Here is a 26,224-nt window from a genome sequence, read left to right as displayed (position 1 = left end):
ACATCCCTTTAATTTAAACACCTTCAAGAATCATATCAAGAGTCAAAGTAAATGCAATAAATTAAAATTGTTCCATTTTTTCGTATTTTTAACTGATTAATTTCAGTTTGAAAAAAATCGATTAAAACGAACATACATGATATTATATTGCCCATTATTAATTTTTTATATACAACAATAAGTGAGCACCATGCCTGAAGTCCATCTAATTAATCCAACTTTATCAGAAAACATTCCAACTGTTGTCGCCCTAATGAAGTCTGAATATGGGGTAAAAACTGGCCAATTACACCCCTATGAAGTCTACACATTAGATGATGGCATGGGGCAAAAATTGTCCTTTTCCTTAACACTACCTGTACTGCAATTCGTCAAGGATTCTGTACCCGGCTATCCAACACCTGAATTTCGCTTGGATGTAGTGGAGCCTACTTCTGAGGGTAAGGGTCAATTTGGCCAAATTTTGCCAGTAATTAAATCAATTATTTTCAAAAATGGTGAACCTGACTTTGATAAAGAGTAATATAGGCGCGGTTTTCTGGACACAAAAAAAGGTTTTTTAAGAGCTATTCTTCTTAATACAAAGAGGAGAATAAAATGTCTAAAAAGCGAGCTTATTATACGGCGGCCAAGAAGGCAAAAATAACGCTAGCTGCGATTGAGGGGAAACTCACACAAGCGCAAATTACCAGTGAATACGGTGTTCACGCAACGCAGGTAAAAACTTGGAAGCAATCGGCCATCAAAGCCATTAACGATTTATTCTCTGGGGCTAATGAAAAAGAAGCCAAGTCCCAAGAGCAGCTTGTTGAGGCATTATATCAAGAAATTGGTCGACTTCAAGCGCAGCTATCTTGGCTAAAAAAAAAGCATGAACTTTAGTCTGGATGAAAAGCGCGTCATGATTGATCCTCTTGCCGAGCTCACCATTCGTGAACAATGCTTGCTATTAGACTTGCCTGTTTCAAGTTATTATTATAGTGCCAAGCCCATTTCTGTCGAAGATGAAGCGCTTATGGCGCTACTTGATGAGCACTATCTGCAGTATCCATGTGAAGGTAAAATTAAGCGGGCAAGATGGCTGTCAAAAGAAGTAGGCTATCCTGTTGGTAAACGTCGAGTAAAAAAGTTGATGGAAATGATGGGGTTATCGACTGTTTACCCAAAGCCAAATACAAGCGTTCCCAATAAGGAGCATGAGGTGTTCCCTTATTTATTAAAAGAGGTGGATATCACCAAACCAAATCAGGTTTGGGCCGCAGATATCACCTACATCCGCATGAAAGGAAAGCATGTGTATTTAGTAGCTATTATGGACTGGTATAGTCGTTATGTGATTGGATGGGCTATTTCACCTACTATGGAGGCTGAATTTTGTATTGAGGCGCTTAGAAACGCTTTGCTGCATTCGCGTTGTGAGATCTTTAACACGGATCAGGGTTCTCAATTTACCTCAAAAGATTGGATAAATACGCTAAAATCTCACCACATTTCTATCAGCATGGATGGGCGAGGACGTTATTTAGATAATATATTTATCGAGCGATTGTGGCGTAGTGTTAAGCAAGAAAAAATCTACCGGTATGATTTTGATACAATTGAAGAGGTTGAGCTGGCCTTAACGGAGTATTTTGAGTATTATAATAACCGAAGGCTTCACCAGTCCTTTAATTATTTAACGCCCGCAGAGGTGTATTATGGCCGGAAAAGACCATAAACCCTAAATGAGAGCGTCATGACTTACCCACAAGGCCCACAGGCCTATACGAGAAAGTGAAGCTCTCCTGACCTGTGGACTTGTGGATAAGTCATTCTGATAGAGTTGTGGTAAAATGACCTAAGACAATTCGTAGTAGCAATCACTATTCATACGGTATTGAGTAGGTTTAAATAGGTTAATTTGAGTGAATTTTTAACTATAAATGATGGATGAATAGCTCTTATTTTTCCTTAATTTTGTTCCAGACATGCGGACCCATATCAGAGGGCTCTTACGTGGTCAAAAAAATTATTGCAAATCAAAAGGGCCTTTCTGACAAAACTGACAAACCCAACTGGTTTGTTCGATCAGCAAATAGAGAGCATTATCTGGGAAGTCAGCTGCCCACATTAGGGATGCACTACGGATTAATAAGAGAAGAAAAGGTATCTTTTTTACATATGAATCGCGCTCCAGGCTTACCTCTTAAGGCTTATGTAAACAGTCTAAATGCAGAACAGTTTTTGTCCCTTGCTTGTACTTTATTAGAAGAAATTCCCCAACAGATTCACCAAACAGTAAGATCAGGAAAGCATCAAGGAGAACAAATTGTTCACTGTGATCTGAAATCTGAAAATATTATGGCGGAATGGAAAAACAATAAATGGACGGTCACTGCAGTTGACATGGGTTTAGCTAAAACAATGCAGGGAAATGGATACAGCTCCTGGTATTGTCAGGGAAACAAGAAAGTATGGGATACCCGGATGTTCTATGACTCCCTGAAACAAACTCCAATAACTTATGATGCTCAAACTGATTTATATGCTTTGTATATAACCATAGCCGAACTTGCTGGTGCCCCATCCCGAACATCATATACAAAGCGTGACGATTTTAAAAATCCTGATCTTATCGGTATTTTTGACCATATGGACTTTGATCCAATAACAAAAAAGAATTTGATTGTTTTAATAGGGCGGATGATCACTGATGACAGAAGCCAACGAATCTCTCGCGATGAAGCCTTAAATGAATTTAAAGAAATTTTACTTGCCGTTCAAAAAAACACCCCGGATTTATTGCAAAAAAGAAGCAGCCCTGCTTCAAAAACAGTAGAAGTTGACGCTGAAGCTCTGAAACACTGGGTAGAGTATAAACTGGAGCATCGAATCTCAACAGACGAGAAGCTCGGACTGGATAAAGGAACGACTATCAAAGTATGGATCAAACGCTATCGGGAATTGTGTTTATTGAAGAGCGCGGAAGCTAATCCCATACCTTCTAAAAATCCGGTAGTTCGCAGCAGATATATTCACGATTTAATGCGTTTTAATTTAATCGAAGAATACGATGATAACGCCTGTGTTCGTTTATTGCTTCGTAACGAGCAACTCACTGCGCCATTAAGAGCGCCCTATCCCTTAAACGAGACGTGGAAGAAATTTTTTGACCTATATCTAAACCAATTGCCTATCCAATTGACTGTAATAGATGAATCATTTTGCGAGGAAATTAGTACGTTTAAAAACAATGTCAGCTCTATTTTAAGTATTCAGGTTAGAGACGATGATGAATCCCTGCTTGGGCACTTGACTAGCTCCCTTAAGCTCCTATCAAAGATGCAATTTACCCAATGGGCAAAACAATTACCTTTAGCCGCCCACGTATTTAATCAGCAGTTTAAGTGCATGGTAGAGTTAAGTAATTTATTCGATCAATTTAAGAATGTATTCTCATTAAAAGACAACTTTTCCCAAGATTTTAATGATTGGGCTACAGAAATTTCCGAGAATGCAATCATTGGGCAGTTTCCTAATGATTCTAAGTATTTTGAAAAATACCATACCTTGGCATCATATTTAATCAAATTTTCTATCCTTATCAAGGAGGACAATTTACTTTTTAAGGGTTTTCCAGATTTAAATCAATCAGAGATCAGTTTTGCGGCAATTATGCAATCTATTGAAAATTTAAAACTTGACGATACCCAGTGTATTGAGGTTTTGTCTAAAAAACTTGACTTGCTCTTTACCTTAACAGACGTGTTTTACAGCATGGATCATACAAAAGGTTATCCGCATACACGTTACCCCATAGTACTCGAAACGGGGATAGAGCAAGTGACGCAACTTATCAATAAAAATCCTTCACTAGAGGAGTTTACCGCTGAATTAAACAGCCTGCTGGAATATTTCGCGACAATAAACGAATTAGACGCGTTTATTAAAGATGCCGCCGCATATAAGAATGTTGTGAAGTCATTCTTGCTTTTAATGAATGATGATCAGTCCAGGGTTTTGAAGTTTAAGGGGATGTTAGGCGAGGATGCCAAGCTATTTCTTGGAAAATTAGAACAGGGATTAACACGTTTGCTATCTATGGAAGCAGGACCGCAACTTAATGATAAACTTTTTGTTGAAATGATCCGCTTTATTGCTTTTCCCCTTAGATACCATCCAATGGGTACAGGCCCTAAACCCAATACTCTTTTCCAGCCAATTCCAATAGCTCCACCGGATTGCAGTAAAGAAGAGGAAGAGTTATTTGCATTTCATAAATCCCTTTAATCTCTATTTATTCACAACCAAGAGGCCCCCGGCCTCTTGCCCTGCTATAAAACCCGGATTAGCTGTGTTGTTTATAAACGGTTAGTGTTCAGCTTGCGCCAAAGATATAAGCCTGGGTATATTCATGCTGATAGTTCCCAATAAATAAATTCCTTTTCATAATCCATTGCAAGCAACTTCGTTTGGATTCGGGTATACTTTGGCTACTAATTAAAGAAGGGGGCTTGTCAAATGCGTAATCTTTTTTCATGTTTATTAATTGCATTACTGTCATTCGGTTTGGTAATCAATGAGGCATCAGCCAAACGCTTCGGCGGGGGCAGAAGCTTTGGTGTCCAACGTTCGCAAAGCAGTCTTTTTTCATCTCCCAAAGCACAAAAAACTGCATCACCAGGACAACGTTCTACTGGAAATAAATGGGGTGGGATGCTCGGTGGACTATTAGTAGGTGGATTACTTGCGAGTCTGTTTATGGGACATGGCTTAGGTACTGGAATAATAACCTGGTTAATCCTTGGTGCAGTACTATTTTTTGTGGTCAGTTTTATTCGAAGAAGGATGCAGCCAGGAATGCAAACGGCTAGCTCCAGCGCATTCAGACAAAACTCGTTTAACAATTTCACTCAACCTTTTGCTAACAGCAGTAGCAACAACTATGGCAATAGTTCCGAATACCCAGCAGGCTTTACTCCCGATAATTTTTTACGTGATGCCAAGGTAAGTTTTATCCGTCTTCAAGCGGCTTATGATCAAAAAAATCTGCACGACTTAACTGCTTTTACTGCACCGGAAGTATTTGGGGAAATTAAGATGCAACTTGATGAACGGGGTGATGCACCAAATAAGACTGAGGTAATCGATTTGAATGCAGAGTTACTCGATGTTTCAAAACAATTTGATTCTACTATTGCCAGTGTTCGCTTTACTGGAACTATTAAAGAAAATGACGAACCCTCTACTCAGTTAGATGAAATTTGGCATTTTCGTCAATTTGGAAACACTAAAGAATGGGTTGTTGGCGGAATCCAGCAAGAAGTCGTTCGCCCATAGAACAAAATCACCTGAATACATCCCTCTTCATATCCCTACATACCGCGCTTCATGCGCGGTATCCATTACGATGTTTCTAATTAATAAGTAGCCCTTGTGCACTGATAAATTTCCTCTGGATACTGCGCACAAAACGCAGTACGCAGGCCGTTAAATTTTGTGTGAAGGAGCGTTCTTCAGAGACAAGCTACGGGACAAGGGGGTTTCTATTAAATTAAAACAATTTAAATATGACGAGCCCTCAGGTTTTACAACCCAGTATGATTAAATTAGCTGTACTGCACATCAATAATTTCATAATCCACCAAACCGCCTGGTGTATTTACTGTAACGGTATCATCTAATTGTTTGCCTATCAAAGTACGGCCTATAGGTGAGCTGTATGATATTTTGTTCAATTTAATATTTGCTTCATCTTCGCCGACAATTTGGTAAGTCAGTTCCGCATCAGTTGCAAGATGACATACAGTAACTATGGCACCAAAAACGACTTTTCCATTATTTGGTAATTTGCTAATGTCAACAATTTGAGCATTAGATAATTTTGCCTCGAGCTCTTGAATACGACCTTCATTAAAACTTTGCTGTTCACGAGCAGCGTGATATTCAGCGTTTTCTTTCAAGTCACCATGAGCCCGCGCCACAGCAATCGCCTCTACAATGCGAGGACGATCTACAAATTTCAAGCGTTGCAATTCTTCTTTTAGTGCTTCCGCACCCAATACTGTCATCGGATGTTTACTCATATCCACCTCTAATGTAAGTCTTGTAATCGAGTTACTGTTTCTCTATCTTCATATTTCATAGCAAGGCAAGCTGCCTCAGCCCCTGATAATGTCGTAGTATAACTAACCTTATGCTGTAATGCATTGCGTCTAATCGCAAAAGAATCCGCAATAGCTTGCTTGCCCTCGGTCGTATTCACAATAAAATCAATTTCATTATTTTTTATGAAATCCAACACATGCGGCCGTCCCTCAGCGACTTTAAAGACTCTTCTGCAATCTACACCCGCCGCTTGTAATGCCAGAGCTGTTCCACGTGTTGAAAAAATTTCAAAACCCAATTCAATTAATCTTTTGGCTATTTCTCCTACTCGTGTTTTATCTGCATCACGAACAGAAACAAAAGCTCGTCGTCGCTTAGCTATATGGCAACCAGCACCCAACTGAGCTTTAGCATAAGCCTGTCCGAACCGCTTGGCAATACCCATTACTTCACCCGTGGATTTCATCTCGGGCCCAAGAATGGAATCTACTCCAGAAAACTTCACAAATGGAAATACCGGTAATTTTATGGAATAAAATGAGGGCATATGATGGTGCTGAGTTAAGCCCTGATCTTTTAAACTGATACCTACTTTGCACAAAGCTGCAATTTTAGCCAAAGGTAAACCCGTAGCTTTGGAAACAAAAGGAACCGTGCGTGAAGCGCGAGGATTTACTTCCAACACATAAATATCATCAGCCTGGATTGCAAATTGCGCATTAATTAAACCGACCACACCTAACTTCAATGCCATTTGGCGCATTTGCTCCATTAAATCCTGTTGTACTACCACACTCAAACTAAAAGGTGGCAGGGTACAAGCAGAATCGCCTGAATGAATCCCAGCCTGTTCAATATGTTCCATAATGGCACCGATAAATACTTCTTTACCATCACAAATCGCATCAATATCTACTTCAATAGCATCATTCAAAAATTTATCCAGCAATACCGGTGAATCATTGGAAACGGATACCGCATGCGATAAATAATAGCGTAGATCCTCTTCCTGATAGACTATTTCCATAGCTCGCCCCCCCAGGACATAGGAAGGTCTAACAACCAGAGGATAACCAATACGGCTGGCTAATTCAATTGCCTCTGCTTCACTTCTAACAGTGCCATTATCGGGTTGATGAAGCTTCAACTCGGTAACCAGTTGCTGAAAACGCTCTCTGTCTTCAGCTCGATCAATAGCATCAGGTGAAGTTCCTATTATTTTTACACCATTGGCCTCTAAGGCTCGAGACAATTTTAATGGAGTCTGTCCGCCATAATGCACAATCACTCCATCTGGTTGTTCTATATCAGTTATTGATAAAACATCCTCCAAAGTTACCGGTTCAAAATACAAGCGATCGGATGTGTCAAAATCTGTTGATACAGTTTCCGGGTTACAATTGACCATAACAGTCTGATAACCTGCTTCCCTTAGCGCCATGGCAGCATGAACACAACAATAATCGAATTCGATTCCCTGACCAATACGGTTAGGCCCTCCACCCAGGATCATAATTTTTTTCTTACCCTTTTCAGGTCGAGCTTCACAGCTGCCTTCATAGCAAGAATATAGATATGCGGTGTCACTGGGAAACTCACCTGCACACGAATCAATGCGTTTGTAAACGGGAATAATACCCAATTCCAAACGCCTTGTACGCACCTGAGATTCAGTGCAATACATGAGCTTGGCCAAATAACTATCTGCAAACCCTCGTCGCTTTAACAAACGTAATGTTGATGTATCTAATTCATGAATGGATTTACCAAATACAGTTCGCTCTAAAAGAACCAGCTCCTCTATCTGAGCCAAAAACCAAGGGTCAACCCGACTTTCCGCATGAATCTCTTCCAAAGATAGTTTTTGGCGGAATGCATCGGCGATATACCATAATCTATCAGGAGTAGGCTCACGCAAGTGGCCCCTTAATCGTGCCATATCACCACCCTTTTCAAAAAGGGAGTGTAAGCCGCTGCGGCCAATTTCCAATCCTCTAATCGCTTTTTGTAACGACTCTTGAAAATTAGAACCAATAGCCATAACCTCTCCCACTGACTTCATCTGAGTGGTCAGGGTAGTCGGGGTCTGGGGGAATTTATCAAAATTAAATCGAGGTATTTTAGTGACTACATAATCAATGCTAGGCTCAAAGGATGCGGGAGTTTTACCCCCAGTAATTTCATTTTTTAATTCATCAAGGGTATAACCCACCGCTAATTTAGCGGCAACTTTGGCTATAGGGAAGCCAGTAGCCTTTGAGGCCAACGCTGAACTTCGAGAAACTCGAGGATTCATTTCAACTACCAGCATTCGGCCATCTTCGGGGTTGATAGCAAACTGTACGTTTGAGCCACCTGTATCCACCCCAACAGCTCTTAACACCTTAATTGCAGCATCACGCATGCGTTGGTATTCTTTGTCAGTTAAAGTTTGCGCTGGGGCAACTGTAATAGAATCCCCGGTATGTACCCCCATAGGATCAATATTTTCTATAGTACAGATGATGATGCAGTTATCATTTTTATCCCGCACAACTTCCATTTCAAATTCTTTCCAACCAAGAACCGACTCATCAATTAGAAGTTCGTGGGTGGGTGATAGCTCTAAACCTCGAGTACAAATTTCTTCAAATTCTTCTCGATTGTATGCAATGCCACCTCCACTCCCCCCCATCGTAAAGGAAGGACGGATAATGGCGGGAAAACCCAATCGAGCTTGAACCTGTATTGCTTCCTCCAAACTATGAGCAATAGCAGAGCGCGGCATGTCCAAACCAATTTGAATCATTAATTGGCGAAATTTTTCTCTGTCTTCTGCTTTATCTATAGCCTCACGAGTGGCACCAATCATTTCCACTGAGTATTTAGCCAAAACCCCTTCCCGCACCAAATCTAATGCACAATTTAAAGCAGTTTGACCGCCCATGGTGGGTAAAAGGGCATCTGGACGTTCTATCTCGATAATTCGCGCCACTTCTTTCCATTGCACAGGTTCAATATAAGTTGCGTCAGCAAGTTCAGGATCAGTCATTATGGTTGCTGGATTTGAATTGACCAATATCACCCGATAACCTTCTTCCTTTAATGCACGCACTGCTTGAGTACCTGAATAATCAAACTCACAGGCTTGTCCGATGACTATGGGGCCGGCTCCCAGGATAAGAATGGATTTAATATCAGTTCGTCTTGGCATGGTAACAACAAAAAAAGAATAAAGTGATGTATTTTACCGATTTTTGCCTAAAGATTATACCCCATGAAGTAAAATCTTTAAATAAAATGCAAATGATCAGCAGGTTACCTGTATAAGTAATTTAAAAGAACCTGTAGCCCATTTTCAGTTAAAGAGAGATACTTATAATTTGGATCTGCAGTAGTCCGTTCCAACCATTCATTTGCAATGCAAAGATCCGTCATTTTTTGCACTACCTCTGTTGGGATATTCGTGCCTAAGTTTTGGGAAATTTCTGCTGCAGCCTCTTCCTCAATACTCAAAAAAACCATATCGCGGGTCATACTTTTAACCGTCATTTCATCATAAAATAATTTCAAAATATCCATTTCATTCATAATTTTTCCATTAAAAAATACCGAGCTATTCATATTATAGATTAATTTCTTTTTATTTTGTTTCGATTATATAAAGCTGGCCGCATTATTCTAATTATTTCCCCATATTTATTATAACCTACGCTATACTTTGTTAATAAACTATTTTTAGAGCAATAGCAGCAGTTGATATTAGTCTTCTTGCTTTAAAATAACACCAGATTAATTCTGGCTAAACCACTAAGGAGAGCAAAATGCCTATTGGAGTTTTATTTTGGGTGTTGATGATTATTTGGTTACTTTTTGGCATTTATTGGCATAGAAATGAGTTTACACGGGGCAGCTATGGAATTGTTGGCGGTCATTTCATGTTATTCATCTTATTAGCTATTATTGGCTGGAAAGTGTTTGGTCCCATCCTTCACTAGGGTGTGAAAACTTTGTTTTTGTAACTTTAAATAGCGATTAAATCAGAATGTCAGTCAAAAAAATAAAGGATAGCACCAATATAAAGTGTTTTTCCAGGCATACATAATCCAAGATGTATGTTCCTAATGAGACTTGCCGCGCTTGAACTTCAATCAGACAATTATTTCCTTAGGGAAATTATAAAAAAATACGAATTGATTGATTAAATCTTTAGAATAAACTTTGAAAATATCGTTTTGAACGTTATGATCCGAATTCCTAAAGGTTTCTTTAATATAGATAACCAGACTTGGCTCCTTTTAATTTGTGTGGCAAATTGATTTTGAAGATTTGTAAGGGTTTTAATGTTTCCAAAAGACAGCCAAAAAGTATCGGGTTTATTAATTTTTTTGATCTTGATGTTGATGGTCTTAATGCAAGCCACCACTGATCTGTATATACCGTCTTTACCGGCCATCACTAAAGTGTTTAACAGTAATAACGCTTCCATTCAACTTACATTGTCACTTTTTATGTTGGGATTAGGTATATCCCATGTTTTTTATGGTCCTTTATCCGATAAGATTGGCCGTAAACCCCCGATAATGTTTGGGATAGGTTTAAGTATTTTGGGTAGCTTATGCTGTGTTCTCGCGCCCTCAGTTTTGGTGTTGATTATTGGTCGTTTTATTCAGGGATTTGGCATAGGTTGTTGTAATTCTGTCGGCCGCTCTCTAGTTCGCGATCTTTTTTCCGGTAAAATTTTAGCCAAGATAGGTTCTTATGTGGGCATAGTGAGTATTTTCATTATGGTTGCCTCACCTACTCTAGGTGGATATATTCAGGAGCATTTTGGGTGGCGTGCTAATTTTTTATTTTTATTCTGTTTCGGCATAATAATTTGGATAATGGCGCTTCAAATTTTACCTGAAACAAACAAAAATCTTAATCCCAAGGCCACTAAAATAAAGGTGATGCGAGCAAATTATATTATTTTGCTGCGATCTAAAATTTTCTTAGGCTACACTTTGTGTGCTTGTTTTGCATACGCAGGTATCATTTCTTACTTTACTATTGCCCCTTTTGTGTTTCAAGATGTATTGGGACTAAGCCCCATTGAGTTTGGTCAATTGACAGTTTTTATTGCTGGAGCAATTTGCCTTAGCGGAATTATCAACAGTCAATTAGTAATGCACAAGGGGATAGCTTTCATGGTATTCGTTGGCGTGTTCTTCATGATTATAGGCGGCACAAGTATGTTGTTTTTTACCTTGTTGGGAATCAAACACATTCTTAGCATTATGGTTCCTATTGCTTTCTTCAGTATGGGAGCAGGTTTTACTTTTATTAATGCTTTTGCTGGAGCATTTCATCCTTTTCCGCAAATTGCAGGAACAGTAGGGGCTTTATATGCCACCATGCAGGATTTAAGTGCTGCGTTGACAAGTGGTATTATTGCTGCTCTCAAAGGTTATGATCAATATTCTTTAGCAATAGCACTTCTCATTTTAGGTTTAGGTGCCTTAGCAGCCTGGAGTTTAAGTGTTCGAAACGAGCAAGAGGTTATATGAAAATTAGTGAAGGTGAATTAAAAAAAATTGTAAGTAAATTGTCTGGTGCCAAAGTGACTGAAATTCAGTATGACACCGCCTTAATCGAAGATTTACATCTGGACTCCTTGAGAATTGTCGATAGTGTCGCTAAGCTCGTGATTGATTTTAGCCATCCATGGCTGAAATCGACTCGCAAACGCGACAAGTATGCCTCCGGCGGCCCTGGCCGTCCTGTGTCCGCTTGTTTTTTCACCCCATTCGGGGTTCAAAAACAACGCTACCCCAATGACTGACGCCTTTTCGGATGCCTTATATTTTGCCTGCGGCAAAACATCCGGCTCTAAGGCTACCAGGGACTACCAGCCTCGCTCGTTCCTCGCTTCCTTGGCTGGCAGCGAGAGTTGTTAGCCATTCTAAGTGAAGAGTATAACTTGACTGTGAGTGAAGAAGATGCGATGAATTTTCATACCTATAAAGATTTGTTGGATTTTACACAGCAGTAAGCTGTTTATTATATTGCGCACGCCTAAAGTTGCAAACTGCTTGAGACATAATTACATGCCCCTGGACCTCTCCAACCTTCAAGCATATTAAAGTACTTCCAGTAGTGCGCACGCAGCAATACCACCACCACCTGCCGCAACAAGAAGCACCTTGTCCTTTGATTTAATTTCAGCATGTTCTCTTAGGTAATCCAGAGCAATACCAACACTTGATCCCGAAGTATTTCCAGTTTCTTCTACTGTTTTAATTACCTGCTCCTTAGGAAAACCCAGTTGTTTGGCAACCGACCAGCAGTTCCCGTAACCTACTCAACAGTGCGCCAGTACTGCATCCCAACTATTTTATTTCGTAAACTTTTTTGCTATTTTATCTTTAATTTAAAACTGAATGATAGAATGTCCAAAGATGTTACCAATAAGAAAATTTTTGTCTGCAGTTGGGTTGATCACTGTAGTTCGTAAAGAGTTTCAGAAAATCAAATCTCCCCGTGATGCTGCGCCAGGGAAAAATGTTATTTCGTTGACGGATTGTTTGATGTCTGCCTTTGCGATGTTTAATCTCAAGTACCCTTCATTACTCCAATTTGATAGGAGTCACCGACTGGATCCCCAAGTTCAACATAATTTAGGAACTCTTTATGGCATTGAACAGATCCCTAGTGATACGTACATGCGCGAGCGATTGGATGAAGGAGCCCCATCTACTCTGCGTAAAGTCTATAAGCGGTTATTTGCCTTTCTTCAAAGAGGGAAATCCCTGGAATCTTATCGTTACCTAAACGGTCGTTATTTACTGGCTGGGGATGGAACTGGATTTTTTGCATCCAATGTAATTCATTGCGACCAATGTTGTATTAAGCATGATCACAAATTATCTGTAGTTTTAACCACAAAGCAATCTATTACCGACCTATCTCTGAAAGCACGTAGTTATATTTTAGCTAATCCACTACGAACATATTTTGCATTATGGTATATAGATGACCACAAAAAAATTACTTTGATTCCAATTAAAGATATCGATAGTTTGCCTACATTGCTGCATGATAAAAAAATGTATAAGGAATTATCAAAAGAAGTTAAGGCGGAAATAGAGCTGGCCATCAAATCCTATCATTATGCTCGATTTCCTGACGAGAAGGTCTCGTATTACCACAATATGTATTGCGCAGCCATAGTTCACCCGGATAAAAAAGTGGTTATTCCATTTGTACCAGAACTTATCATGAAAGAAGATGGCGATACTAAAAACGACTGTGAACGCAACGCTTCCAAACGGTTATATAGGGATTTGAAACGAGAACACCCACACTTAAAAGTCATTGTCGTTGAAGACAGCTTGGCTTCAAATTACCCTCACCTCAATGAGCTTAAAAACCTGGATATGCAGTTCATAACGGGTGCTAAAGAAGGGGATCACAAAGCACTATTTAAATGGCTCAACGAACATGAGTGTATTACTTATGAGCACAAAACAGAAGACGGGGTGACGCACAGTTACCGTTATATTAATGGCGCACCACTCAATACAAGCCATTATGATTTTAAAGTAAATTTCATGGAGTACTGGGAAACAAATAAAAAGGGTGGCAAGCAACATTTTAGCTGGGTCACTGACATAACGATTACCAATAACAATGCTTATGACATTATGCGAGGAGGACGTGCGAACTGGAAAATAGAAAATCCCATATTTAATACACTCAAAAACCTAAACTACCACTTTGGTCATAATTTTGGACATGGATATAAAAATCTCTCGACCATGCTAGCCTTATTGATGATGCTCGCTTTCTTTGTTGATCAGGTTCAGGAGCTTTGTTGTAATATGTTCCAAAAAGCACTAAAAATGCGCCAATCAAAAATTGGTCTCTGGGATAAAATGAAACGCCTATTCAGTGAATATTTTGTTGATAATTGGAATGATTTATTTAACGCAATTATTCATGGGCAGGAGAAAATCAAACTTAATCCCATTAATACCTCATAGCATCTTATTTTTGAACACGGCTATTGTTTTGGTTTTAAATGAGTTTTTGAGTTTTGATAACGATTAGTGCTTGTTTTGCAATCAGATGATTTGTGAATTGCTTGTTGCTGCCCATGAGGAATAGATAGGGAATATTCTATTACCTATCGGTGGGGAGAAACTGGTAGCGGGAACCGCTGGCAACCGACAAAACCAAGTTTTTATTACCTTGATGAGGTACCAGCCATTGGATATCAGCAACTGTTAGTTCTAATTTTTTAAGAAAATCTTCAGCACCATATACCATACCGTGCACTGCTTTGACAAAAAGGGCCGTGTTTTCTTTAATAGTAATATAAAATTGCTCAGGGAGCATGCACTGTGCAGCAGGTAGCCGTGAGCCTCCAGCAGGCGTTGATACCGTGTCACTGACTTCACCATCAGCAAATAATGCTGAGGCGATAAAACGAAATTCCGCATTTTCTTTATCTGCGGAAACAATACAAGCTGCCGCTCCATCACCAAATAACACGCTGGTTGCGAAATTATTTTTATTTAAAAATTTTGAGCGTACTTCACTAGCTATTAGTAACACAGACCCCATACTGGCTTGATTGATGGCAGCGCTGGTATGTAATCCCACAACAAAACCCGCACAAGCAGCCCCTACATCAAATGCCCCGGTGTTTTGCAAACCCAGTCGATATTGAACAAAAGGACTGGTTGGTGGCGAAACATAGTCCCCCGAGATTGTAGCCAGAATAATTTGATTTATCCTGTTTTTTTCTAGAGGCTTCTCAGCAAACAATTTTTCTGCTGCAAGCACAGCCAGATCACTACAAGCCTGATCTTCATTCACCCAATGTCGATTTCTAATACCCGTTGAAAAACTGATTATGGCGGGATTTTGGGTGCTGCCCATCCAATCCAGAACACCTTGATTGTTCATCACTTTATCTGGAAGTGCAGCATATGGACCTTTCAAATAAATATTTTTTTCCGCATACAGGAAATTCATGATAAAAGTCCTTCAGAGCGCATAAGGGGTAAACCACCGCTTACTGTAATTACTGAACCAGTCATGAATGTGGTGGGGGACAGCAAGGGATCCATTGCTTCTGCAACCTGCGCTGCCTCCCCCATCATACCTTGGGGGATAATTTGAGCCATTTTATCTCGATAAGTAGAGTTGGACCAAAACTGTTTAGTTCTGGAGGTTTTAATCAACCCGACACGGAGAATATTAGACAAGATATTATGAGCACTGTAGTCAACGGCCAAATTTAAAAACAATCCTTCTAATGCTGCTTTAGTAGCGCAATAAGCGCTGTAACGACTGGTTCCAGTAATTGATGAAAGGCTCGAAATTAGAACCAAACGTCCGAATTTATTTCCTAATAGAGCAGGTAATAATTGGTGGATGAGCCAAATATTGCCGTGTAAATTATTATCAATGTAAGTACGCAGCTCAGGATAAGATAGCGCGTGTAATTTGCGTAATTGGCTCACTCGGGTAAATGCATTAAGAACGATCCCATCCAAGGGCTCCTGCACTAATTGTTGTAGTCGATCTTGGGAGGTTTCTGGATTAGAAAAATTGTATACAAAACCTGTAACCGGCAGGTTTTGTTGTGAGTAACGAGCCAATGTTTGTTTTAGACTGTCTTCATTAGAACTGGTAATCGTGACTTTATCTCCGAGCTGCAGCCGTCGCTTGGCTATAGCTTGAGCTATATCTGAAGAGCCGCCCGTGATGAGGATATTCATTTTGCTCCCAAATCAATTAAGTATTTTTCTATGGTTGCTACCGATTCATAGTGTTTTTTTACTAAAGGCATCACCGGGATTTTGATCTTGAACTCCCGTTCAAGTTCGATAATTAATAAGGCAAGCATCAAACTGTCCAAACCTCCCTGTTCCAGTTGTGCATGAACATCTTGAGGAAAGTCGGTAAGCCCAATCCTTCCTATCGTTTGTTGAATTCGTTCAAGAAGCATGGTCTTTATCCTTATAATTTAAAAGCAGGGTTTTTCGGTCTGGTTTTCCATGTTGAGTGCGAGGAAGTTCTTCGAAAAACTGGACGCGAATGGGTAATTTTTTAGGTAAAAGATGCATTCGCAACTGCTCAGCAAGCTCCTGCTCTGTTTGTACAGCAGTAAGGGGATCTTGTTCCAGGCACACCAGCAGACGCACACCATAAAGTTTATCTTTTAAGGGTAAAATAATCATTTCTTTAATGCCGTCAATTTGGCAAAATTTCTGCTCTATTTCCGTCAAGTTTACTTTTTCGCCAGCTATATTGACTAATGTATCCTGCCTTCCTTTAATTGCGACCAGTCCAGAGGGCAACACTTCTGCTTGATCACCTGTATGCAACCACCCGTCTTGTATTCGCGTCAGTGATTCCTCACCAAGATAGCCCAGCATCACCTGTTTGCCTTTGAGAAGTAACTCATTATTTTCTGAGAGCTTAATTTGCCAATCGCCTACAGGATATCCGGCATATTCATCAAAAAATAAAGGATCTTTGCTGGAGTAAGTGAGGACCCTAGGGGAAGCTTCAGTTAAACCGTAATTGTTATACAGTACGGCATTAGGAAAAGTTTGTTTTAAGCTGGCACGTAAAGGGGTGACTAACGGTGCGCCAGCAGAAATAATTGCAGTGATTTGAGCCGCGCTTTCTGGATAAAAGCTAGCCATTCTGCTGATAGCTACCCAGTGCGAAGGCACACCACTCCACATTTGGGGGATTTCTCCTGTTTCCAAAAGCATTTTAATGTCTGTAAATTGGGAGATAAGTTTTGTTGTGATTCCTGCCACTAAGCCTGGAAGTAATTGACCGAGCAAACCAAAGGAGTAAGTCAATGGTAAAAATAATAGTTGATTTTGCACCCTGGAGAATTCTAATGCCTTCATCACAGAATGGCAATTAACTAAAATATTCTGTGCAGATAATTGTACTGCCTTAACCTGTCCGGTAGTGCCTGAAGTAAAAAGAACCAGTGCTAATTGGGGATGATGATTCATGTTGCTGTTTTCATACAGATTTATTAATTCACCTTTGAAATTTACGGTCATGCATGTGCCTAAAAGAAGCTTTCTTTGTTCCAGATCCTGTTCTGAACTTAGGGCAACAGGTTTTTCAATATTAAACGCTGCTAAAAGCTGGATTACAAATAGTGGAGTAGCCGCTGCTTTTAAAATCAGGATCCCTTCAGGAAGTTTTTTTAGTTGTTGAGACATCTGTTCTATAGCATCGTCTAATTGTGCAAAACTAAGATTCTGATCTGCACTGCTTAATGCGGTATTTGTAGCAAAGCGAGGTGATAAGAGTTGCATCATCTTTCCTCAATCTTAGTCAATTGCCAAGTTGCAACTATAGGAAGTGACTTATCTAACAAGTATTTACGACAAAAATTCCGGCGGATTTTTCCACTGGTAGTGTGAGGCATCACTTTAAGTGGTACAAGAACAATCCGATGAATATCCAATTGATGGGAGTGATAAACTAACTCAAAAATTTCATTGAATAAAACCTCTTGTTCGTCAGGCTTCATAAAACGATTCTTTACTTCACACATCACTACCAGCTGATATTCCTGATCCACTTGCATGATAAAAGCAGCACATTTTCCTAATTGAGTATGAATTGGCGCGTGTAAGATTGAGTATTCTATATCTTGAGGATAATGATTTTTTCCGTAGAGAATAATCAAATCTTTTATTCGACCGGTAACGTACAACTCTTTTTCATGAATGAATCCCAGGTCGCCTGTTCTCAGATACCGTTGAGATGATGTTTTGCCTGCTATTTTCACGTTGAATGCATGTTTGGTTTCTTCCTCTTGATTCCAGTATCCATGAGAGACACTATTGCTATTCACCCAAATCTCACCTACCTGGTCATGCTCACAAAGAGTGAAACTGTCAGGATCGACGATTTTCACAGTTTGTATTAATCGACCGCAACTAACTAAATTATGACTATGGGGGCTGTTGGCCTCAGCAAAATGCACTCGATGATCCTGATAGTGTTCTTTGGCTATGTTAAGCGTTCGATATTGAGTTCCTGGTGTACTCCCTGTAACCAGTAACGTAGCCTCAGCTAATCCATAACAAGGATAAAATGCTTCCTTACAAAATCCATAATCCTTAAATGCCTGGTAAAATTTTTCCAAAGTTTCTTTACGAATAGGTTCGGCACCATTTGACGCAATACGCCAAGAGCTTAAATCCAGTCCTTGTTTTTTCTCTTCTCTGATTCTTTTTACACAGTAATCATAGGCAAAATTAGGGCTGCCGCTAATAGTTGCTTTGTATTTACTAATATTTTGTAACCAGGAAAGCGGATTTTGTAAAAAGGAAAAGGGGGACATCATAACCGTTGGGATACCAGCATAAATAGGTGTCAGGATACAGCCAATTAATCCCATGTCATGATGTGGCGGCAACCAACTAAAGATAATTGTTTCTTCATTCATGGCGTAAGCATTGTAAATTTTATCCATGTTATCCATCAGATTATGATGACTTATCATCACGCCTTTGGGGTGCATGGTAGATCCTGAAGTGTATTGGAGAAAAGCGACATCATTTTTGCTGATATTCGCTGATTGCCAAAGGACGCTCATGGCTAATTCTATAGTTTCTATTGCCAAACAAGGGAGATCATTAAAATACGGCGAACCAAGCTTATCGTTGGTAGCAAATTTCAGCACATGCTCGGCACTCATAAAAGCGATTACCGGTTTTGAGTTAGCAATAATACGATGTGCTTTTTCTAATAGTTTTTCCTGGGCTGGCGGGTAAATTGGCACGGCAATACAACCTGCATATAAGCAGCCAAAAAATGCCTGTATGAGTGGCAATCCAGGTGAAAACAATAATAGAACGCGGTCTCCAGTTTGTACGCCCTGGGCTTTTAATTGTGCTGCAGTAGCTCTGGCATATTGATCCAATTGAGCATAAGTCATTTTGTTTTCTGACTCTTTATTTACGAAAAGACAACATACTTTTTGAGGACTTTCTAAGGCGCGAAGTTGAACTACATCAACCAATGATGGGCAATTATGGATCTCTGCGTGCATCATTACCTCCTAATCTTACTGGTGAAATTGAAGAACTTGCCCCGCATAAGAAAGGCCACCGCCCACACTCATTAAGAGTATTTTTCCAGGACGGTCAAAAATCTTTTCTTCTACCGCTCTGGCTAATGAGTAGAGGACTGAAGCTCCCCCAATATTACCGATGCGGTCCGCATCCCAAATAATCGTTTTATTGTTTATCTGATTTTCTTGAAGCACTTGATCCGTTAACTTACGATTGACTTGATGTGGGATAACCCAGGTAATGGCGTTTCTTTCTTCTTCATTAGGTAATAAATGGGTTAACATGTGTTTGTATTTGATGTAAGCGAGCTCTTTCATCAGGGTTTCATCACCGATTAAATGATAACCCACGCTACTGATTTGCTCATGAGTCGGTGGGAAAATGCCATGAGTTGTGAAGGCATCAACGTATTGACCATCTGTAGAAAAAAAAGTTTTTTCTACAGTAAATGAACCCGCTGTATGGTATTCCAAAAGTAACGCAGCTGCGCCATCAGCTAATCCTATCCAGGTTTTTTCATTTTCAGGATCAATAACTTTCGATAAAGTCTCAGCACAGCTTACCAGGACATTCCCATAACCTAAAGCCATCAAAGCATAGGCCATATGCAGGGTAGACAGTGAAGTGGAGCAACCAGTTTTTAAATCGTAAGCGGGAGCATCTATTCCTAATTCGCCTAAAACAGCAGCAGCCTGTGAACCCGTGAAGCGTTTATTGGTAGTAGAACCAAGTAAAAAAGCTTGAGGGGGTTTAGAGTTCGGGTTTGCCAATAATTTTTGCACGGCAGAAATAGCTAAAGATTCGGCAGTAAAGTCCTTTGATGCTTCCAACGATTCCCAAGGTTTATGACACCAATAGCGCGTGTTAAAACCAAATTCTTCGCTTATTTTCTCGGCAAATTTTTCTAAAAAAACGTCTGTATGTTCTGATGTTCTTGGAAAGTTTTTCAGAATCTCGAAATTTGTAATAGAGTTCGAGTTGGGTACTATTCTAGAAGCTGCGAGAATGTTGAAACGTATATTGGGCTGTAAAATGTCCATAGGTTGCTTTTTTTGCATAAGGAGAGCCTGGAGAAATGCAGGAAGACCAATTAACACAGCACCTGGCGCAAAACATCTTCGTTCAGTACGGCATTTTCACGCCTCTCGGTTAGATCATTAGTTTTGCTAAAACAACTCTTGAAATTGACCTTGTTAGGGTCAGGGTGTATATTTTACCATATTCCTTGTTCAAAAAAAAAGAGAATATTTTGTCTTCATTATCTATCGATAAAAGCACAATGAAATGGATAGAAAGTCTTATTGATGAGCATAGTTTTCTACCTTTACTCGCCGAATATTCTCCAGAAAATCAACCGCAGCTGCAATTTGGCGCTGAAATTATTAGCGGTTTAGCTAAGGTCAATAAAAGACCTGTGGCAATTTATGCGCACAATACCGCAATTAATCGAGGTTATGTAACGACCCAAGGCGCCAGAAAAATCCTGCGTTTAATGGATAGAGCCAGGGAGTTACGCATCCCGATTATTGCATTTTTAGCATCTCCGGGTATTTCCCTGGAAGAAAATATGTTAAGTGGTGATGAATACACCCAAATCATTGCGCGCAACATTAGTTTATCAGGATTTATTCCCCAATTTGGACTAATTACTGCTCCTACGTTAGGAGCTCCAGCCTATTCAGCAGTATTGATGGATTTATTATTTTTTAATAAACATCGTAGTTACCTTATGGTCACCAGTCCTATGGTGGTTCAACAGGCTATAGGTGAAAAGGTGACCATGAGTGAATTAGGCGGCACCACCATGCATGCCACTACTACGGGTATTGCAGATTTTGTGAATGACAGCATGGCAGCACAAATTAACCATGTAAAATCAATGCTGGGCTTTTTTCCAGCGCATCAAGGTGAAAAACCTCCACTACATCCTGTGCAAGAGCCTTTGCATGCTTTACCTGAGATACCGGTAAACCCCAGATTACCATTCAATATGCTCGAGTTGATTAAGGGTATTGTGGATAATTCCGATGTCTGGCAATACAAAGTTGCATATGGACAGGCCATGATTTGTGCCTTTGTACACATCCATGGTTATGCAGTAGGTATAGTAGCTAATCAAAGCACTCGAGTTAGTGGCGCTATTGACTCAGAAGCGGCACAAAAAGCAGCTAAATTTATACGCATTTGCGATGCTTATTCTATCCCTATCCTAACTTTAATTGATGTTCCTGGTTTTATGCCCGGAAAACGAGAAGAACAAAAAGGCTTATTACAGCATGGAGCTCGCTTATGTGCTGCTATGCAAACTCGAGTTCCACGGCTTAGTGTCATTGTTCGTAAATGTTATGGGGCAGCTGCTTTTTTAATGATGCAAACTACGTCACAACAAGGTGATTTAGTCTTAGCTTTAGAAACAGCAAGTCTGGGTGTTATGGGGAAAGAAACCACTAAAAAAGTGCAAAGTTCGGATAGGCAAGTATCTGCTGAGATAGAATCAAAGACAGCAAATGACTCTTCATGTATTGATGAATCTTTGGCAGACGCATACTCTTCGGGATTAATTGATGAAATTATTAAAATACAACAAATGCGTGGGCGCCTAGCTCAGCATTTGGAATATATGTACCGTAAAATGGATAATTTACCGACCGCGAAACATTCTATCGTTTAAGGGTTATAATGCCGTCCTATAATGATTTGCTGCAACTAACTGGTTCTTTTGAGGCTTATTTAGGAAATCCTGCAACTCAAGAAACACCGATGAGTTTTAAAGAAAGCTTGCGCTGCGATGAGCAAGATTCACTTGCATGGCCACAGATCAAATTTATTCAGCAATGGGGCTTTATGGAGTATTTAATTCCTCAAGTGTTGGGTGGAAAACTTAATTCGTTGAATGAGCTTGTTTTTATAACCAGAGCAATAGGCCGACGTGATTTGACTACAGCCATTGCTTTAGGCATATCCTATCTTGCCACTCTTCCCGTTTGGATTGCAGGAAACTCGAAGCAGAAACAACAAATGGCTGACTGTTTACGCAGGGGGGAAATCGGCGCATTTGCCTTAACTGAAGAAGAACATGGTTCGGATGTAGCTGCTAATGAAGTAAACGCTAAGCCCTACAATAACGGGTGGCAGTTATCAGGTAAAAAATGGTGCATTAATTTTGCAACTTTGAGTGATTTTGCAACGATTGTATGCCGGACTCATCCTAAGGGAGGTCCTTTAGGTTTTTCCGTATTCACCCTGGACAAGTCTCGGATAACTGGGTTGACTCCCATTCCTAAACTTAAGACGTATGGTGTAAGAGGTTTGGATATTAGCGGTTTTACTTTAAAAGATGTTTTTTTGCCTGCTGAGGCCCTGATTGGTGAAGAAAAACGTGGTTTGGAAATCGCCTATAAAACATTACAAGTATCACGAGCGTTATGTGCTGGTTTTGCTATTAGTTGTACGGACACTGCGTTGCGTATGGCGCTTTCTTTTAGTTTGCAACGACAATTATATGGTAATACTGCTTATAATATTCCTGTGGTAAAACAACGTTTGGGTGAGCAGTTTACGCAATTATTGATTGCTGACTGTACTACTTTAGCCATGATTCGAGCATGCTCCATAATGCCTCAAAAATTGAGTTTCTGGTCAGCGATCCTTAAATCGATTATTCCCACAATCTGCGAAAATATTGTCGAACAATGTGGGATCGTTATGGGTGCTCGTGGTTATCTTCGCACTACTGAATGGGCCATGTTTCAAAAAATCAAGCGCGATGTTCAAGTAGTAGGTTTATTTGATGGCAGCAGCCAGGTAAATTTATCGTTAATTTCAGGCAATTTATTGCCACAAGTAGGAATGCGTGCCACTTTTTCAATAGATAGTTTGCCTCAAATAGAGCAAATTTTTAATCTTAGTATAGATTGCCCTGAGTTTTCTGGAACAGGATTGGGATTATTTACCCATTCTGAAGATGATATTTTCGGCAGTCTGGCATACCTGAAATGTGAATCCATTAATCCGTTAATTACTGCAATTCAAGCGGAAATTGAGAAACTGGATAAGCAAGTACTGTATTTGAAAGAGCAGAAACTATTCGAACCACGCAGTTTAACCGCTTTTCGTTTGGCAGAGCGCTATTGTTGGATTTTTGCAGCAAGTTGCTGTTTACACTTTTGGCATTATAATCGAGAGCGGTTGTCTAAATTATTTCGGAATTCGGATTGGATTACTTTGGCAATTCAATTAATTCTTAATAAATTACAGGCGACTTCAAACATAGACAATCTATTACAAGAGTCTATGGCAGAACAATTGGTTGCTTTTTATGAAGAAAATATTATGTTTTCCATGTTACCAACTAAAATACCTAAGTGTTGAGATATTAAATAATGAATTGGAAAAGAATACTTATAGAGGCTATAACAAAAAAGAAGTACAAAGCCTTTCTTGAGGACACCAAATATCCCGAAATAGCCCGTGAAAGACTATGGCAACGTGAAATTTTACCCTTACTGAAAAAATCTGTTTATTGGCCGCCAATACTTAAAGAACTGCATTACGAGAGTTTAAATAATTTTGCTATCACTACATATCAAGATTACGAAAAAAGTTTTTTGCTCGCTCAGGAAAACCAGACTCAACCATTAAATGGGGAACAAATAATTTTTTGGTCTGAGACCTCTGGAACTTCGGGTGTTAGAAAATTTTTTCCTATTACCCGATCTTTTCAAAAGCAGTTTCAGCGCACCATGCCTCCTTTTATTTATGGTATTACGCAACTTTTCCCAGAGTTTTTTGAAAAAAAATTAGTTTATTTAGTAGCCATAAATCCAACAAAAACAACTCCTGCAGGTATTCCTCTGGGATGGGTAAGTAATTTTAATTATCGTAATTTACCTGGGTTTGTTAAACGTTCCTATGCCCTGCCAGATGAAGTATTTACTAACATCGAAGTCTACGAACAATGGGCTCCTCTTTATGCTTTAGCCTCTGATCTTAATGCCTTTTTTTCGGTAACACCGATGGTCATCGATATTTTTTACAGGCGGTGTGTTGATAGGTTTTCCCATTTTTTGCCCTATTTATTAGGTGAACAATCTGTTCCTGAATGGTTACCCCCCGTTCAAATTAGCAAAAGCCGTCGGAGATATTTGAGTGGATTAGCTAAAAATGCCCCACATTCTTTTAAAGAACTATGGCCCTCTTTGCTTTTTGTCGGATGCTGGACTTCTGGACTCTGTGAATATCCTGCCCAGTTGTTAAAGAAATTACTAGGAACAAAGATTACAGTAATTGATGGCACTTATTCTGCAACCGAGGGTTGGATGACCGTCCCCGTCGATACCAATCCAGGGGGTTACTTACACCCAGGGGGGCATATTGCTGAGTTTATAGAAGAAGGTAAAGAGATTTGTAAAGAAAATATCATCCAATCCTGGGAATTAGAGACAGGGAAGAATTATGAAATTTTTTTGACTACAGCCATGGGGCTAGTACGTTATCAGCTAAAGGATGTAGTGCATTGTCTTGGATTTTTAAATAAATCACCCAGACTGGTATTTTGCTATAAAGTACAACAATTAAAATTAGAGTATTGTGCTATCGCAGGCCAAGAGCTGCAACAAATGATTGATGACTTATCTTTTAATATGGAGTCCTATTGGTACTTTGCACGTAATAGTCTGGGTAACTGCGTCGTTTTAGTCACTGAGGAAAATATAAGCATCTCTGATTCTTTACTAATGCAAATGCATGAACGATTAGGTCAAATCAATCAGGCTTATGCTCATGGTATTACCGTTAAGGAAATATTGCCCATGGTCTTATTACAATTACCCAAAGAGGTGTTATTGGCGGAACATCATGCGCAAAGTAAACCTAAGTTAATTTCCCAGCACGTTATTACCCAGAAATAAAAAACGTGCACCAAGTAACTGTACATAAGGTATCCTAAATGATGGCAGAGCAGCCCGAAATTAAAGAGAAAAAAAGAACCCGTAAAAATAAGCAATTAAGTATACCCATGCTTATTTTTCTTGATGTTTTCTCACTTTTTTTTAGTCTGATGCCTGGGGTTATTGCATTTTGTTTAACCGGTATGTTTATTTACCACGGATATACTCATACTTGGTGGGTATTGCCTTTGGCCCCATTTATTTTGTTTCTCAGTTTTATCTTTATTATCGCATTAATTAGAATTTGTTTGCCTACTCTAAAGCCAGGGCGTTATAAACGTGAATTGAATAAAGCTATGTTCTCCTGGTTTTGTCATTTTGCCTTGTCCCGTGCCGCTAAAATCATTGGTTTTACCCCTATATTACAATCATTTAATACGCTTAAATTTCTATATTGGCGAGCATTAGGGGCCAAGGTTTCTTTTCAGATAATGAATGCATATGATATAGATTTTGTGGATTGTCCCTTGATTACTATTGGCAAAGGAGTCACATTAGGTAGCCAAGTGTCCGTGAGTTGCCATTCGGATGTTGGAAGTTTACTTTATTTGGCACCAGTAGTGATTGAAGATGATGCTTTTATTGGCATGTCGACGATTATTGGTCCAGGAACTACTATTAAACGAGGAGCCTGGATAGGCTATGGGAATACCTTTGTAAATCAAGTGGTAGAGGAAAATGCCAAGCTTGACAATGTTCGACCTGGATTTGATTAACGTTTAATTATGGCAGCTATTTGCTTAATCGGTACTATCCCTACCGCCAATTCCGTAGCACATTGCCCTACTGATGGGGTAAAACGATGCCTTCGTAAAATTTAAATTCAAACTAACGCTCCATGCGGGTAAATTGAGCTAGCTTTTGATGAATCAAAGCTGCCAAATTATGCCAGCATTAGGATCCGTTTGATGCATTGCCGTAATGACGGCAAAAATGTGCTGTGTATAAACCTAAACCGCAACTCATGATTATAATTTTGGAGGTTGGCTCAGGAAAATAATCCTTATCCTAGATACCAACTGCCAACACCTGCTACTAAGCACATCGATTTTTTTATTAAAATTAAGCAAATCAGGCACAAATTTTGAATGATCTTTA

General features: G+C 39.6%; 22 protein-coding genes and 1 pseudogene. 13 read left to right on the top strand and 10 right to left on the bottom strand.

Translation table 11 applies throughout. The annotated features are described in order from the left end of the window. Nucleotides 1–190 precede the first annotated feature (190 nt). The 5 genes from HRS36_RS03090 (at nt 191) to HRS36_RS03070 (ending at nt 5,319) form a co-directional block, all read left to right on the top strand. Nucleotides 191–523: a hypothetical protein gene (locus tag HRS36_RS03090; RefSeq protein ID WP_173236199.1), complete on the top strand. Its 333-nt coding sequence runs from the start codon at nt 191–193 to the stop codon at nt 521–523. 74 nt (nt 524–597) lie between these two features. Further along, complete coding sequence (locus tag HRS36_RS03085; protein ID WP_173235475.1) at nt 598–882, top strand: transposase; 285 nt, start codon at nt 598–600, stop codon at nt 880–882. Further along, nucleotides 872–1,717 carry an IS3 family transposase gene (locus HRS36_RS03080; RefSeq protein WP_173235473.1) on the top strand — a complete coding sequence of 282 codons (846 nt, stop codon included), beginning with the start codon at nt 872–874 and terminating at the stop codon, nt 1,715–1,717. Before HRS36_RS03085 ends, HRS36_RS03080 begins: the two co-directional genes overlap by 11 nt. A gap of 212 nt (nt 1,718–1,929) precedes the next feature. Then, nucleotides 1,930–4,269 (top strand): protein kinase domain-containing protein, encoded by a 2,340-nt coding sequence (locus HRS36_RS03075; protein WP_338033730.1) that lies wholly within the window; start codon nt 1,930–1,932, stop codon nt 4,267–4,269. A gap of 231 nt (nt 4,270–4,500) precedes the next feature. After that, complete coding sequence (locus HRS36_RS03070; RefSeq protein ID WP_173236197.1) at nt 4,501–5,319, top strand: Tim44 domain-containing protein; 819 nt, start codon at nt 4,501–4,503, stop codon at nt 5,317–5,319. A 269-nt stretch (nt 5,320–5,588) separates the two neighbouring features. Here HRS36_RS03070 and greA read toward each other — a convergent pair whose 3' ends face one another. The 3 genes from greA to HRS36_RS03055 all read right to left on the bottom strand — a co-directional run bounded on the left by greA (nt 5,589) and on the right by HRS36_RS03055 (nt 9,657). Then, nucleotides 5,589–6,065 carry a transcription elongation factor GreA gene (gene greA / locus HRS36_RS03065; protein ID WP_173236196.1) on the bottom strand — a complete coding sequence of 159 codons (477 nt, stop codon included), beginning with the start codon at nt 6,063–6,065 and terminating at the stop codon, nt 5,589–5,591. Nucleotides 6,066–6,073: 8 nt separating this feature from the next. Continuing rightward, a complete protein-coding gene (gene carB, locus HRS36_RS03060; RefSeq protein WP_173236195.1) occupies nt 6,074–9,280 on the bottom strand; it encodes a carbamoyl-phosphate synthase large subunit in 3,207 nt (1,068 codons plus the stop codon). Nucleotides 9,281–9,384: 104 nt separating this feature from the next. After that, on the bottom strand, nt 9,385–9,657 hold the full coding sequence (locus HRS36_RS03055; protein WP_173236194.1) for a hypothetical protein: 273 nt from the start codon (nt 9,655–9,657) through the stop codon (nt 9,385–9,387). Nucleotides 9,658–9,890: 233 nt separating this feature from the next. Between HRS36_RS03055 and HRS36_RS03050 the strand changes: the two genes are divergently transcribed. From HRS36_RS03050 to HRS36_RS18585, 3 genes are all read left to right on the top strand, one after another. After that, the gene (locus HRS36_RS03050; protein ID WP_173236193.1) at nt 9,891–10,064 is read left to right on the top strand and encodes a hypothetical protein; all 174 of its coding nucleotides are present in this window, start codon (nt 9,891–9,893) and stop codon (nt 10,062–10,064) included. A gap of 345 nt (nt 10,065–10,409) precedes the next feature. Further along, the gene (locus HRS36_RS03045; protein ID WP_173236192.1) at nt 10,410–11,615 is read left to right on the top strand and encodes a multidrug effflux MFS transporter; all 1,206 of its coding nucleotides are present in this window, start codon (nt 10,410–10,412) and stop codon (nt 11,613–11,615) included. Beyond that, the gene (locus tag HRS36_RS18585; RefSeq protein ID WP_226905555.1) at nt 11,612–11,890 is read left to right on the top strand and encodes an acyl carrier protein; all 279 of its coding nucleotides are present in this window, start codon (nt 11,612–11,614) and stop codon (nt 11,888–11,890) included. Before HRS36_RS03045 ends, HRS36_RS18585 begins: the two co-directional genes overlap by 4 nt. A gap of 297 nt (nt 11,891–12,187) precedes the next feature. Here the strand turns inward: HRS36_RS18585 and HRS36_RS03035 are convergent. After that, nucleotides 12,188–12,388: pseudogene (locus tag HRS36_RS03035) on the bottom strand (3-oxoacyl-[acyl-carrier-protein] synthase III C-terminal domain-containing protein); the annotation flags it as partial. Between the two features lie 118 nt (nt 12,389–12,506). On the opposite strand from HRS36_RS03035, the gene HRS36_RS03030 reads away from it, so the two are divergent. Next, the gene (locus HRS36_RS03030) at nt 12,507–14,090 is read left to right on the top strand and encodes a hypothetical protein (protein WP_173235428.1); all 1,584 of its coding nucleotides are present in this window, start codon (nt 12,507–12,509) and stop codon (nt 14,088–14,090) included. A gap of 139 nt (nt 14,091–14,229) precedes the next feature. Here the strand turns inward: HRS36_RS03030 and HRS36_RS03025 are convergent, their stop codons facing one another. From HRS36_RS03025 to HRS36_RS03000, 6 genes are read right to left on the bottom strand one after another with little or no spacing between them, the layout of a single operon-like run. After that, nucleotides 14,230–15,087, bottom strand: a complete 858-nt coding sequence (locus HRS36_RS03025) for a 3-oxoacyl-ACP synthase III family protein (RefSeq protein ID WP_173236191.1) — start codon at nt 15,085–15,087, stop codon at nt 14,230–14,232. Continuing rightward, nucleotides 15,084–15,836, bottom strand: a complete 753-nt coding sequence (locus HRS36_RS03020; protein WP_173236190.1) for an SDR family NAD(P)-dependent oxidoreductase — start codon at nt 15,834–15,836, stop codon at nt 15,084–15,086. Before HRS36_RS03020 ends, HRS36_RS03025 begins: the two co-directional genes overlap by 4 nt. Beyond that, a complete protein-coding gene (locus HRS36_RS03015) occupies nt 15,833–16,066 on the bottom strand; it encodes an acyl carrier protein (protein ID WP_173236189.1) in 234 nt (77 codons plus the stop codon). The genes HRS36_RS03020 and HRS36_RS03015 overlap by 4 nt, the downstream gene beginning before the upstream one ends. Next, nucleotides 16,056–17,408: a class I adenylate-forming enzyme family protein gene (locus HRS36_RS03010; RefSeq protein WP_173238432.1), complete on the bottom strand. Its 1,353-nt coding sequence runs from the start codon at nt 17,406–17,408 to the stop codon at nt 16,056–16,058. Before HRS36_RS03010 ends, HRS36_RS03015 begins: the two co-directional genes overlap by 11 nt. After that, entirely contained in the window at nt 17,408–19,156 is a 1,749-nt protein-coding gene (locus tag HRS36_RS03005) for a fatty acyl-AMP ligase (protein WP_173238431.1), read from the bottom strand. The genes HRS36_RS03010 and HRS36_RS03005 overlap by 1 nt, the downstream gene beginning before the upstream one ends. A 15-nt stretch (nt 19,157–19,171) precedes the next feature. Then, the gene (locus tag HRS36_RS03000; protein WP_173238430.1) at nt 19,172–20,218 is read right to left on the bottom strand and encodes a 3-oxoacyl-ACP synthase III family protein; all 1,047 of its coding nucleotides are present in this window, start codon (nt 20,216–20,218) and stop codon (nt 19,172–19,174) included. 209 nt (nt 20,219–20,427) lie between these two features. Here HRS36_RS03000 and HRS36_RS02995 point away from each other — a divergent pair, with 209 nt between their 5' ends. Genes HRS36_RS02995 through HRS36_RS02980 form a run of 4 tightly spaced genes read left to right on the top strand, consistent with a single transcriptional unit; the run spans nt 20,428 to nt 25,842 of the window. Beyond that, on the top strand, nt 20,428–21,849 hold the full coding sequence (locus HRS36_RS02995) for an acyl-CoA carboxylase subunit beta (RefSeq protein WP_173236188.1): 1,422 nt from the start codon (nt 20,428–20,430) through the stop codon (nt 21,847–21,849). A gap of 8 nt (nt 21,850–21,857) precedes the next feature. After that, nucleotides 21,858–23,549, top strand: a complete 1,692-nt coding sequence (locus HRS36_RS02990; RefSeq protein ID WP_173236187.1) for an acyl-CoA dehydrogenase family protein — start codon at nt 21,858–21,860, stop codon at nt 23,547–23,549. A gap of 11 nt (nt 23,550–23,560) precedes the next feature. After that, complete coding sequence (locus tag HRS36_RS02985) at nt 23,561–25,087, top strand: GH3 family acyl-acid amido synthetase (protein WP_173236186.1); 1,527 nt, start codon at nt 23,561–23,563, stop codon at nt 25,085–25,087. Nucleotides 25,088–25,128: 41 nt separating this feature from the next. Further along, nucleotides 25,129–25,842, top strand: a complete 714-nt coding sequence (locus HRS36_RS02980; protein ID WP_173238429.1) for a hypothetical protein — start codon at nt 25,129–25,131, stop codon at nt 25,840–25,842. Nucleotides 25,843–26,224 lie beyond the last annotated feature (382 nt).

The organism is Legionella antarctica (assembly GCF_011764505.1).
In the GTDB taxonomy this organism is placed as follows: domain Bacteria; phylum Pseudomonadota; class Gammaproteobacteria; order Legionellales; family Legionellaceae; genus Legionella; species Legionella antarctica.
This window is presented reverse-complemented; position numbering and strand designations above follow the sequence as displayed.

Bases quoted from the DNA above. Each gene is read 5' to 3' on its own strand.
- HRS36_RS03090 (WP_173236199.1), top strand. From the start codon at position 191: ATGCCTGAAGTCCATCTAATTAATCCAACTTTATCAGAAAACATTCCA.
- HRS36_RS03085 (WP_173235475.1), top strand. From the start codon at position 598: ATGTCTAAAAAGCGAGCTTATTATACGGCGGCCAAGAAGGCAAAAATA.
- HRS36_RS03080 (WP_173235473.1), top strand. From the start codon at position 872: ATGAACTTTAGTCTGGATGAAAAGCGCGTCATGATTGATCCTCTTGCC.
- HRS36_RS03075 (WP_338033730.1), top strand. From the start codon at position 1,930: ATGAATAGCTCTTATTTTTCCTTAATTTTGTTCCAGACATGCGGACCC.
- HRS36_RS03070 (WP_173236197.1), top strand. From the start codon at position 4,501: ATGCGTAATCTTTTTTCATGTTTATTAATTGCATTACTGTCATTCGGT.
- greA (WP_173236196.1), bottom strand. From the start codon at position 6,065: ATGAGTAAACATCCGATGACAGTATTGGGTGCGGAAGCACTAAAAGAA.
- carB (WP_173236195.1), bottom strand. From the start codon at position 9,280: ATGCCAAGACGAACTGATATTAAATCCATTCTTATCCTGGGAGCCGGC.
- HRS36_RS03055 (WP_173236194.1), bottom strand. From the start codon at position 9,657: ATGAATGAAATGGATATTTTGAAATTATTTTATGATGAAATGACGGTT.
- HRS36_RS03050 (WP_173236193.1), top strand. From the start codon at position 9,891: ATGCCTATTGGAGTTTTATTTTGGGTGTTGATGATTATTTGGTTACTT.
- HRS36_RS03045 (WP_173236192.1), top strand. From the start codon at position 10,410: ATGTTTCCAAAAGACAGCCAAAAAGTATCGGGTTTATTAATTTTTTTG.
- HRS36_RS18585 (WP_226905555.1), top strand. From the start codon at position 11,612: ATGAAAATTAGTGAAGGTGAATTAAAAAAAATTGTAAGTAAATTGTCT.
- HRS36_RS03030 (WP_173235428.1), top strand. From the start codon at position 12,507: ATGTTACCAATAAGAAAATTTTTGTCTGCAGTTGGGTTGATCACTGTA.
- HRS36_RS03025 (WP_173236191.1), bottom strand. From the start codon at position 15,087: ATGAATTTCCTGTATGCGGAAAAAAATATTTATTTGAAAGGTCCATAT.
- HRS36_RS03020 (WP_173236190.1), bottom strand. From the start codon at position 15,836: ATGAATATCCTCATCACGGGCGGCTCTTCAGATATAGCTCAAGCTATA.
- HRS36_RS03015 (WP_173236189.1), bottom strand. From the start codon at position 16,066: ATGCTTCTTGAACGAATTCAACAAACGATAGGAAGGATTGGGCTTACC.
- HRS36_RS03010 (WP_173238432.1), bottom strand. From the start codon at position 17,408: ATGCAACTCTTATCACCTCGCTTTGCTACAAATACCGCATTAAGCAGT.
- HRS36_RS03005 (WP_173238431.1), bottom strand. From the start codon at position 19,156: ATGCACGCAGAGATCCATAATTGCCCATCATTGGTTGATGTAGTTCAA.
- HRS36_RS03000 (WP_173238430.1), bottom strand. From the start codon at position 20,218: ATGGACATTTTACAGCCCAATATACGTTTCAACATTCTCGCAGCTTCT.
- HRS36_RS02990 (WP_173236187.1), top strand. From the start codon at position 21,858: ATGCCGTCCTATAATGATTTGCTGCAACTAACTGGTTCTTTTGAGGCT.
- HRS36_RS02985 (WP_173236186.1), top strand. From the start codon at position 23,561: ATGAATTGGAAAAGAATACTTATAGAGGCTATAACAAAAAAGAAGTAC.
- HRS36_RS02980 (WP_173238429.1), top strand. From the start codon at position 25,129: ATGGCAGAGCAGCCCGAAATTAAAGAGAAAAAAAGAACCCGTAAAAAT.